Raw genomic sequence first — 9044 nt, forward strand, 5'->3', positions numbered from 1 at the left:
CGCGCCGGACCGCCCCCGGCCCACTGTGCGCCACGCGGCGCCCGACCCCGCCGGGACGCGCCCTCGGCGGGGCGGCCTTCCACTGATGGGACGCACCCCGGTCCCGCCCGTCGGCCTCAGGCGTTGGGGCGCAGCGTCCAGACCACGGTCATCTCGCCGGTCACGGCCTCGTCCTCGCGCTGGATGGCGATGGTCACGGGGAACTCGGGGCGGCCGCCCGCGTCGAGTTCCGCGATCACGTCGGCCGCCGGGCGGCCGAGGGTGGCGGTGGCCGTGACGACGCCCTTGGCCAGCTTCTTGTAGCCGATCTCGGCCCGGACGGCGAGCGGGACGGCGCGCGAGAGCTGGTCCCCGAAGGCGGCCAGCACGATCGCGCCGCTCGCGGACTCGGCGAGGGTGAACATGGCACCGGCGTGCGGCCCGCCGACGTGGTTGTGGAACTCCGGCTGGTCGGGGAGGCGGACGACCGCGCGCTCGGGGGTGGTCTCCAGGAACTGGAGGTTCAGGGTCTTGGCCATCGGCACGGTCGCGGCGAGCAGTTCGCCCACGTTCATCTGGTCTGCGCTCATGACGAGCGATGTTACCCACGAGTAGATGGGCTTGACCAGAGCCGTAACGGGACCGGCCGTGGTTCCCGCCGCCCGCTCCCACTATCGTTACCGGCCATGTGGCCAGGACAGCAGCAGCCGCCCGGGGGCGAGCAGAACGCGCAGGACGCGCAGAACAACCCGTACCAGCAGCAGGCGGGAGCACCGAACCCGTACCAGCAGCCGGGGTACGGGGAGCAGCAGCCCGGCTACGGGTACCCGCAGCCGGGCTACCAACAGCCCCCGCCGACCCAGCCGTGGGGGCAGGCACCGCCCCACCCGCAGGAGCCCGCGCAGGGGGGCAAGGGATCGAGCCCCTTCGCGACGAAGACCGTCGCCATCGTGGCCGCCTCCGCGGTCGTGGTGGCCGCGGCCGTCACCGGCGCCTTCGTCCTCACCAAGGACGACAACACCAAGAAGGACGTGGCCGACGACAAGCCCGCCGCCAGCTCCCCCGCCCCGGTCCCGCCGCCCGCGCCGACCGGCAACCCGCGCGCGGGCGGCGACGTCGCCCCCGTGATCCCGGGCTGGAAGGTGGTCGTCAACCCGAAGTACGGGACCGCCTTCGACGTCCCGGCGGACTGGAACGTCGACGGCTCGGGCATGACCTACGGCATCACCGACGAGTCCAAGAACGACGGCTCGCCGCTCCTGAGCATGTCCGCGCCCGCGGAGTACAAGGGCGAGTGGTGCAAGGTCGACTCCGACAAGAACGGCAAGGAGGAGTCGACCGCCCTGGCCACCACCGGCACCAAGGGCGGCCAGGGCGCGAAGGACACCGCGGAGGCGGCCTACAACGAGGCCGGCAACTGGGTCTTCGCCGCCTACGCGCAGAAGGCGCCCAAGGGCACCGTGAAGGTGGGCACGGCCAAGGAGTACACGACCCTCTCCGGCCTCAAGGGGCACATGGACACCGCGACCGTCAGCGGCCTGCCCAAGAAGAACAAGTGCGACACCGACGGCAAGTCCATCGCCTTCAGCTTCAAGACCACCAACGGCGACTTCTCCAGCTGGGTGCTCTACGGCCCGGCGAACGTCCCCGACGAGGTCAAGCCCGAGGTCTACGAGAAGATCCTCAGCTCGGTCCGGCTCACCGCGGGATGACCTCCCGCTCCTCCGCCCCCGGACCGTTAATCGGTTTGGTTTCCCGGCCCGGGGCGGGGATAGTCCGGGGGTGAGCTCCCGTACCGCCCCCGGCCCCCCGTCCGCGCTCCGTCACCGCCCCGCCTGGGCGGGACGCAACTACACGTTGCTGACGGGCGCGGCGGTGGTGACCAACCTCGGCAGCAACGGCGCGCTCATCGCGTCCGCCTTCGCCGTGCTGGAAGCGGGCGGATCCAGCGGGGACGTCGGTCTGGTGACCGCCGCCCGTACGCTCCCCCTGGTCCTCTTCCTGCTCATCGGCGGCGCCATCGCCGACCGGATACCGCGCCACCGGGTGATGGTGGCGGCCAACGCCCTCAACTGCGTCTCGCAGGGCGCCTTCGCCGTGCTCGTCCTCGCCGGGGACCCGCAGCTGTGGCAGATGATGCTGCTCACCGCGCTGTGCGGCACCGGTACCGCCTTCTTCAGCCCGGCCGCCGAGGGCATGCTGCTCTCCAGCGTCTCCGGCGAGCACGCCAACCGGGCCTTCGCGCTCTTCCGCATGGCGGTGAACGGCGCGGGCATCGGCGGCGCCGCGCTCGGCGGCGCCATGATCGCCGCGATGGGCCCCGGTTGGGTCCTCGCGGTCGACGCAGTCGCCTTCGCGCTGGCGGGAGCCCTGCGCGCCTTCCTCGACGTCCGGCACATCGCCCCCAGGGAGCCCGGCGGCAGCCTGGTGGGCGATCTGCGCGACGGCTGGGTCGAGTTCCGCAGCCGCCCCTGGCTGTGGAGCATCGTGCTCCAGTTCTCCGTCGTGGTCGCCGTCGTCGGCGCGGCCGAGGCGGTCTACGGGCCGCTGGTCGCCCGGGAGCACCTCGGCGGCCCCGCCCCCTGGGGGTTGGCCCTGGCCGCCTTCGGGGTCGGCACGCTGGGCGGAGCCGTCCTGATGATGGTGTGGAAGCCGCGCCGACTGCTGCTGGTGGGCACGCTCTGCGTGTTCCCCCTGGCGCTGCCGTCGGCGGGGTTGGCGGTCCCGCTGCCGACCTGGGGCCTGTGCGTGGTGATGCTGGTCAGCGGGCTGGCCATCGAGGTGTTCGGCGTCAACTGGATGACCACGATGCACCAGGAGATCCCGGAGGAGAAGTTCTCCCGGGTCTCCGCCTACGACTGGTTCGGCTCCATCTCGATGCTGCCCGTCGCCACCGCCCTCGCGGGTCCGGTCGAATCGGCCGTCGGGCGCACCAACGCGCTCTGGGGCTGTGCGGCCCTGGTGGTCATCGTGACGGCCGCCGTCCTCACCGTCCCCGACGTCCGTCGGCTGACCCGCAAGCCGGTGCCCGCGCTCCCGACCGCGGGCGGACCGGACCTGCCCTCCGGGGGGAGCGCCGCCGCCGTGGCCGCGGCCACGGGTTCGCCCGCCGGATCGCCCGCCGGCGACTGACCCCGCGGGTCGACCGGGACGCGCGCCCCGGCGGGGCCGCGGCCCGGCGGTGGCCCCCGGAGGGACCGCGGTTCAGCCGATGCTGAAGGCGCCCTCGGGCGGCTCCGGCGAGGCCACCGCGTCGGCGTCCCGCACGATCGCGGCCCGCCCGGCCAGCTTCGCCACCCCCGCCCCGAACTCCACCCGGGCCGGGAAGGCGTCCGCCGCGCACGCCCGCGCCAGGGCCGCCACCGGCAGCTCCCGGGCGGAGCCCACCAGCACGGCGTTGCCGAAGCGGCGTCCGCGCAGCACTCCCGGTTCCGCGATCAGCGCCAGCTCCGGGAAGACGGTGGCGAAGTTCGCCAGCTGCCCGCGCAGGAACGCGAAGGGCGCCCCGTCGGCCAGATTGGCCACGTAGGTCCCGCCGGGCCGCAGGACCCGGGCCGCCTCGCGCGCGTACTCCACCGAGGTCAGCTGGGCCGGCACCCGCGAGCCCCCGAACACGTCGGCCACCAGCACGTCCGCGCTCGCCGCGGGCGCGGCCTCCAGCCAGGCCCGCGCGTCCGCCGCGTGCAGCTCGATCCCGGCCCCCTCGGGCAGCGGCAGGTGCTCGGCGACCAGGTCCAGCAGCCCCCGGTCGAAGTCGACGACCCGCTGGCGGGAGCCGGGCCGGGTGGCCTCCGCGTAGCGGGGCAGCGTCAGCGCGCCGCCGCCCAGGTGCAGCAGGTCCAGCGGCGCGCCCGGGGCGGCCGCGCGGTCCAGGACGTGCGCGAGTCGGCGCACGTACTCGAATTCCAGGTGGTGCGGATCGTCGAGGTCCACGTACGACTGCGGGGCCCCGTCCACGGTCAGCAGCCAGGCCCGCCGCCGGTCCACGTCCGGCATCAGCTTGGCGGTGCCCTGGCCCACGTCCCGGATCACCGGGATCTGTTCGTCGTCCACCCCACCATTGTCGGGCAGCTCAGGAGGTCCAGACGGCCGCGGCCTCGGCCGCGTGCGCGGCGGCCTGCGCGAGCCCCGCCCGGGCCGCCGGGGCCCGCCGGGCCGGGTCCAGCACGTTGCGCCCGAAGACCTTGCGGGCCTCGGCGGACGGGGTGATCAGCAGCACCTTGGAACCGTCCGCGCGCAGCCGTTCGACCTGCGTGCCGGGCGAGGGCGAGACCCCGGTGCCCATGGCCATGGGCGCCAGGACCACCACGCGCCGGTAGCCCGTGGCCACGTCCGCGTTGGCGGCCGACCGCACGCCCCCGTCGACGTAGCGCCGCTCCCCGACGCTCACCGGGGGCCACACCCCCGGCACCGCGCAGCTCGCCGAGACGGCGTCGACGAGGCCGACCCCGCTGTGCCGGTCGAAGTCGGCGGCGGCCCCGGTCCGCGCGTCCACCGCGGTGACCACGAACCGCCGCTCGGGCCACTGGTGGGAGACCAGCCGCGCTTCCAGCACCTTGCGCCGGGCGCGCTCGTCCCCGGTGTCGGCGGCCAGCGCGATCTCGCCGACCCGGCGCCGGTAGGCCGTGGCGTCCCTGGCCCGCAGCATGGCGACGGCGTAGCGGGCGACGAGCCCGGCGCCCATCTTGGCCGGGATCTCGCCGCCCGCTCCGGCGAGCTGGCGCTCGTACAGCTCGCGCGGGGTCAGCAGGCCCGAGGTCAGCTGGGCGCCGACGACGGAGCCCGCGGAGGTGCCGACGACGAGTTCCGCGGCGGACAGGTCGATGCCCGCCTCGGCGAGCCCGTAGATGATCCCGGCTTCCCAGCCGACCCCGGTCAGGCCTCCGCCGCCGAGCACCAGCGCCGTCTCGCCGCTCATCGCAGCCCCCGCTCATCCGTGTGTGGTGACGGCAGTCTGCCGCAGGCGGGCTGCCGTCACCACGGTGACCTCAGGGTCAGCCGAGAACGGACGTCACCGTTCCGGCGCCGACCGTCCGCCCGCCCTCACGGATCGCGAAGCCGAGCCCCGCCTCCAGCGGCACGTCCCGGCCCAGCTCGACGGTCATGGCGACCGTCTCCCCCGGCCGGGCGAGCCCCGCCGCGCCCAGGTCCACGTCCCCGACGACGTCGGCGGTGCGGACGTAGAACTGTGGCCGGTATCCGCTGGCCAGTGGCGTGGTCCGGCCGCCCTCCCGGGCGGACAGGACGTACACCTGCGCGGTGAAGCGCCGGCGCGGCACCACGCTGCCCGGGGCGGCGACCACGTCACCGCGGCGGATCCCGTCGCGGTGGACGCCCCGGAGCAGGATCGCGACGTTGTCCCCGGCCTCGGCGCGGTCCATCGGCTTGCCGAAGGTCTCCAGGCCGGTGACCACCGTCTCGACCGGCTCCCCGGCCGCGCCGAGCAGCACGACCCGGTCGCCCATGCGGACGGTGCCGCGCTCCACGGCGCCGGTGACGACCGTGCCCCGCCCCGTGATGGTCAGGACGTTCTCCACCGGCAGCAGGAACGGCGCGTCCGTGTAGCGCACCGGCATCGGTACGTAGGTGTCCACGGCGTCCAGCAGCGCCAGCACCGCCCCGGTCCACCGCGGGTCGCCCTCCAGCGCCCCCAGCCCGGAGACCCGGACCACGGGGGCGGTGTCGCCCCCGTACCCGTGGGCGCTCAGCAGCTCGCGGACCTCCAGCTCGACCAGGTCGATCAGCTCGGGGTCCCCGGCGTCGGCCTTGTTCAGGGCGACGACGATGTGGTCGACGCCGACCTGGCGGGCGAGCAGCACGTGCTCGGCGGTCTGCGGCATGACCCCGTCGAGCGCGGAGACGACGAGGATCGCGCCGTCGAGCTGGGCCGCGCCGGTCACCATGTTCTTCACGTAGTCGGCGTGACCGGGCATGTCGACGTGGGCGTAGTGGCGGGTGTCCGTCTCGTACTCGACGTGCGAGAGGTTGATGGTGATCCCGCGCCGCGCCTCCTCCGGCGCCCGGTCGATCCGGTCGAAGGGCACGTAGGACGCTCCCCCGCGCTCGGCGAGGACCTTGGTGATGGCGGCGGTGAGGGTGGTCTTGCCGTGGTCGACGTGACCCATGGTGCCGATGTTGAGGTGCGGCTTGGTCCGCACGAAGGCCGTCTTGGCCATGACTGTTTCCCGTTTTCGCGTCGTTTCCGGTGCCGAAAGGCGACCGGAATCCTGAACGGGACCCCTGGATCCTGCCGACCCTCCCCCTGCGGGGTCCGCCGGACGATCCGGGAAGGGTCAGCTTCGTGCGCCGCCGAAGGGCGCCGAGGGTGCGGATGCGAGGTCCGCGGCCGCGAGTGCGGGTGCGATGTCCACGACGGCAGCCTTCGGCGCGTCCGCGACTGCGGACGGCGCTGCGGGGAAGGGGTGCCGGAACATGGGACCGATCCTGTCGCGGCGGCGCCACCACGTCGAACGAATTAACGGGGCGCGGCGCCGGACCTCCGTGCGCTCAGAGGTGCTTGAGCGCCTCGCGCACCGACAGCGGCGCCAGCTCGGCGCGGTGGGCGTCGACGAAGGCGCGCACCGCGTCGGGAGCGGTCCGGGCGTATTCGCGCAGGCTCCAGCCGATCGCCTTGCGGACGAAGAAGTCCGGGTGGTCGGCCCGGCGACGGCAGTGGGCGAAGAGCCGGTCCGCGTCGGTGGCGCCCTTGTAGGCGAGCTGGTGCAGCAGCGCGGTCCGGGCGAGCCAGAGGTCGTCGTCCCCGATCCACTCGTCCATCACCGCGCCCAGCGCGGGATCGGCGGCCACCAGCGGCCCCACCACGTGCGCGGCCAGCAGGTCCACCGTGTCCCACCAGGGGTCGGTGACGATCAGGTGCCGCACCACGGGCAGGAAGCCGGAGCCGCAGCGCTTCACGTGGCGGCGCAGGTAGTCCACGGCCGCGTAGCGGTACTCGCGCTCCGGCAGCCGCCAGCAGCGCAGGGCGAACGCGGCGCAGTCGGCCTCGCCGGGCGCCGCGGTGTCCTTCGTCACGGCCCGGGTCAGCTCGCGGCGCAGCGGGGTGGGGATCCCGAGGAAGGGCGAGACGTCCTTCATGTAGGCGGCCATCGCGCGGGCCCGGTCCGGGTCCGCCGCGGCCGGGTACACCTGGGTGAGGCCGCCCAGCAGGGTGCCCGCGAGCGCGCTGCGCGGGATGTCCGGGGGACGCCTGTCGTTCGGCCGCATGAGGTCCAGATTACGGCGCCCCGACAGGGGCGTCGGTTAGTCTCGGCGGATGTCCCCCCTGCTTCTGGCGCCCTGGTTCCGGCTGGCCCTGCTCGTCGTGCTGCTGGTGGCGGCCGGCGTGTGCGTGCTGCTGTTCGAGCCACAGCGGATGCTGTCGCAGGGCTGGACCGGTTCGCTGCCGCTCGGCACGGCGGTCCTGTCGTTCGCGGTCGTGTACGGACTGTGCACGGCGGCGTTCGTGCCGCGCCCGCTGCTGAACCTGGCCGCGGGGGCGGTCTTCGGCGCGCAGTTCGGCCTGGTGGCCGCGGTCGGCGGCACGGTGCTCGGCGCGGCCGTGGCCTTCGGGCTCGGCCGGGCGATGGGGCAGCAGGCGCTGCGGCCGCTGCTGCGCGGACGCTGGCTGCTGGCGGCGGACGGGCAGCTGAGCCGGCACGGGTTCCGATCGATGCTGGCGGTGCGGATCTTCCCCGGGGTGCCGTTCGCGGCCGCCAACTACATCGCCGCGATCTCGCGCTGCGGCTGGGTTCCGTTCCTGCTGGCGACGGCGCTCGGCACCGTCCCGAACACGGCGGCCTACGTGATCGCCGGGGGCAGCGCCTCCTCGCCCACCTCGCCCGTCTTCCTGGCCTCGCTGGGCTTCATCACCGTCTCCGGAGCGCTCGCCGCGGCCGTCGCGTGGCGCAAGAGGCACAAGCTGACCGCGCCCCCTACGAGCGGCCTGACGCCGCAGCAGACCCCAGTGGTCGGCGGGGTCACCCGCACGCCCTAGCATCGGGAGCGAACTTCCCGACGATCACAAGGACGAGCGCACCCCGACATGAGCTGGTTCGAATCCCTAATCCTCGGTCTCGTCCAGGGGCTTACGGAGTTCCTCCCGATCTCCTCCAGCGCCCATCTGCGGCTGACCGCGGCGTTCGCCGGCTGGGAAGATCCCGGAGCGGCCTTCACCGCCATCACCCAGATCGGCACCGAGACCGCCGTGCTGATCTACTTCCGCAAGGACATCGCGCGGATCATCTCCGCCTGGTTCCGTTCGCTGACGAACAAGGCGATGCGCTCGGACCACGACGCCCAGATGGGCTGGCTGGTCATCGTGGGCTCGATCCCGATCGGCGTCCTCGGCATCACGCTCAAGGACCAGATCGAAGGCCCCTTCCGTGATCTGCGGCTGATCGCCACGACCTTGATCGTGATGGGCATCGTGCTCGGCTTCGCCGACTGGCTGGCCTCGCGCGACGAGACCGGCGGCAAGCACCGGGTGGTCAAGCAGCGCAAGACGCTCCAGGAGCTGGGCGTCAAGGACGGCCTGATCTTCGGTGTCGCGCAGGCGATGGCCCTGATCCCGGGCGTCTCGCGGTCCGGCGCGACCATCTCCGGCGGTCTGCTGATGGGCTACACCCGCGAGGCGGCGGCCCGTTACTCCTTCCTCCTCGCCATCCCGGCCGTACTGGCCTCGGGCGGCATGGAGTTGAAGGACGTCGGCGAGGGGCACGTCTCCTGGGGGCCGACGATCTTCGCGACGGTCATCGCCTTCCTGGTCGGCTACGCCGTGATCGCCTGGTTCATGAAGTTCATCACGACGAAGTCCTTCATGCCCTTCGTGATCTACCGGATCCTGCTCGGCATCGTGCTGTTCGTGCTGCTCGCCATGGGTGTGCTGAGCCCGCACGCGGGCGAGTCCGTCGGCTGACGCGCGCCGCACCCGCACGCGGGGGCCGCACGGGAACGTTCCCGTGCGGCCGGCCCCCCCCCGGGGTGGCCCGGGGGGAGACCACACACCCAGGGGGGGGGCACCCAGAATAGGAGGGTGGGGGGGTAGATATAAAAAAAAGACGCGGCCC

General features: G+C 73.6%; 9 protein-coding genes. 4 read left to right on the forward strand and 5 right to left on the reverse strand.

Annotated features, from left to right (window positions below; genetic code table 11):
• Positions 1-116 precede the first annotated feature (116 nt).
• Entirely contained in the window at positions 117-569 is a 453-nt protein-coding gene (locus tag ACFWAR_RS18485; RefSeq protein WP_385778343.1) for a DUF4442 domain-containing protein, read from the reverse strand.
• A 96-nt stretch (positions 570-665) separates the two neighbouring features.
• Here ACFWAR_RS18485 and ACFWAR_RS18490 point away from each other — a divergent pair, with 96 nt between their 5' ends.
• Together ACFWAR_RS18490 and ACFWAR_RS18495 are read left to right on the forward strand one after the other, a co-directional pair.
• Positions 666-1691, forward strand: coding sequence for a hypothetical protein (locus tag ACFWAR_RS18490; RefSeq protein ID WP_385778345.1), 1026 nt, complete (start codon positions 666-668; stop codon positions 1689-1691).
• Between the two features lie 70 nt (positions 1692-1761).
• Positions 1762-3111 carry an MFS transporter gene (locus tag ACFWAR_RS18495; RefSeq protein ID WP_385778347.1) on the forward strand — a complete coding sequence of 450 codons (1350 nt, stop codon included), beginning with the start codon at positions 1762-1764 and terminating at the stop codon, positions 3109-3111.
• Positions 3112-3183: 72 nt separating this feature from the next.
• Here ACFWAR_RS18495 and ACFWAR_RS18500 read toward each other — a convergent pair whose 3' ends face one another.
• The 4 genes from ACFWAR_RS18500 to ACFWAR_RS18515 all read right to left on the reverse strand — a co-directional run bounded on the left by ACFWAR_RS18500 (position 3184) and on the right by ACFWAR_RS18515 (position 7203).
• Complete coding sequence (locus ACFWAR_RS18500) at positions 3184-3975, reverse strand: spermidine synthase (protein ID WP_385778477.1); 792 nt, start codon at positions 3973-3975, stop codon at positions 3184-3186.
• A gap of 76 nt (positions 3976-4051) precedes the next feature.
• Complete coding sequence (locus tag ACFWAR_RS18505) at positions 4052-4897, reverse strand: patatin-like phospholipase family protein (RefSeq protein WP_385778349.1); 846 nt, start codon at positions 4895-4897, stop codon at positions 4052-4054.
• Positions 4898-4973: 76 nt separating this feature from the next.
• Complete coding sequence (gene tuf / locus ACFWAR_RS18510; protein ID WP_385778351.1) at positions 4974-6155, reverse strand: elongation factor Tu; 1182 nt, start codon at positions 6153-6155, stop codon at positions 4974-4976.
• A 331-nt stretch (positions 6156-6486) separates the two neighbouring features.
• On the reverse strand, positions 6487-7203 hold the full coding sequence (locus ACFWAR_RS18515; protein WP_385778353.1) for a DNA alkylation repair protein: 717 nt from the start codon (positions 7201-7203) through the stop codon (positions 6487-6489).
• A gap of 49 nt (positions 7204-7252) precedes the next feature.
• Here ACFWAR_RS18515 and ACFWAR_RS18520 point away from each other — a divergent pair, with 49 nt between their 5' ends.
• Together ACFWAR_RS18520 and ACFWAR_RS18525 are read left to right on the forward strand one after the other, a co-directional pair.
• A complete protein-coding gene (locus tag ACFWAR_RS18520) occupies positions 7253-7972 on the forward strand; it encodes a TVP38/TMEM64 family protein (protein ID WP_385778354.1) in 720 nt (239 codons plus the stop codon).
• Between the two features lie 48 nt (positions 7973-8020).
• Entirely contained in the window at positions 8021-8893 is an 873-nt protein-coding gene (locus ACFWAR_RS18525; RefSeq protein ID WP_385778355.1) for an undecaprenyl-diphosphate phosphatase, read from the forward strand.
• Positions 8894-9044 lie beyond the last annotated feature (151 nt).

The organism is Streptomyces sp. NPDC059917 (genome assembly GCF_042730635.1).
Classification (GTDB): domain Bacteria; phylum Actinomycetota; class Actinomycetes; order Streptomycetales; family Streptomycetaceae; genus Streptomyces.

Excerpts from the sequence above, each read along its gene's own strand:
- ACFWAR_RS18485 (WP_385778343.1), bottom strand. The coding sequence starts at position 569 with ATGAGCGCAGACCAGATGAACGTGGGCGAACTGCTCGCCGCGACCGTG.
- ACFWAR_RS18490 (WP_385778345.1), top strand. The coding sequence starts at position 666 with ATGTGGCCAGGACAGCAGCAGCCGCCCGGGGGCGAGCAGAACGCGCAG.
- ACFWAR_RS18500 (WP_385778477.1), bottom strand. The coding sequence starts at position 3,975 with ATGCCGGACGTGGACCGGCGGCGGGCCTGGCTGCTGACCGTGGACGGG.
- ACFWAR_RS18505 (WP_385778349.1), bottom strand. The coding sequence starts at position 4,897 with ATGAGCGGCGAGACGGCGCTGGTGCTCGGCGGCGGAGGCCTGACCGGG.
- tuf (WP_385778351.1), bottom strand. The coding sequence starts at position 6,155 with ATGGCCAAGACGGCCTTCGTGCGGACCAAGCCGCACCTCAACATCGGC.
- ACFWAR_RS18515 (WP_385778353.1), bottom strand. The coding sequence starts at position 7,203 with ATGCGGCCGAACGACAGGCGTCCCCCGGACATCCCGCGCAGCGCGCTC.
- ACFWAR_RS18520 (WP_385778354.1), top strand. The coding sequence starts at position 7,253 with ATGTCCCCCCTGCTTCTGGCGCCCTGGTTCCGGCTGGCCCTGCTCGTC.
- ACFWAR_RS18525 (WP_385778355.1), top strand. The coding sequence starts at position 8,021 with ATGAGCTGGTTCGAATCCCTAATCCTCGGTCTCGTCCAGGGGCTTACG.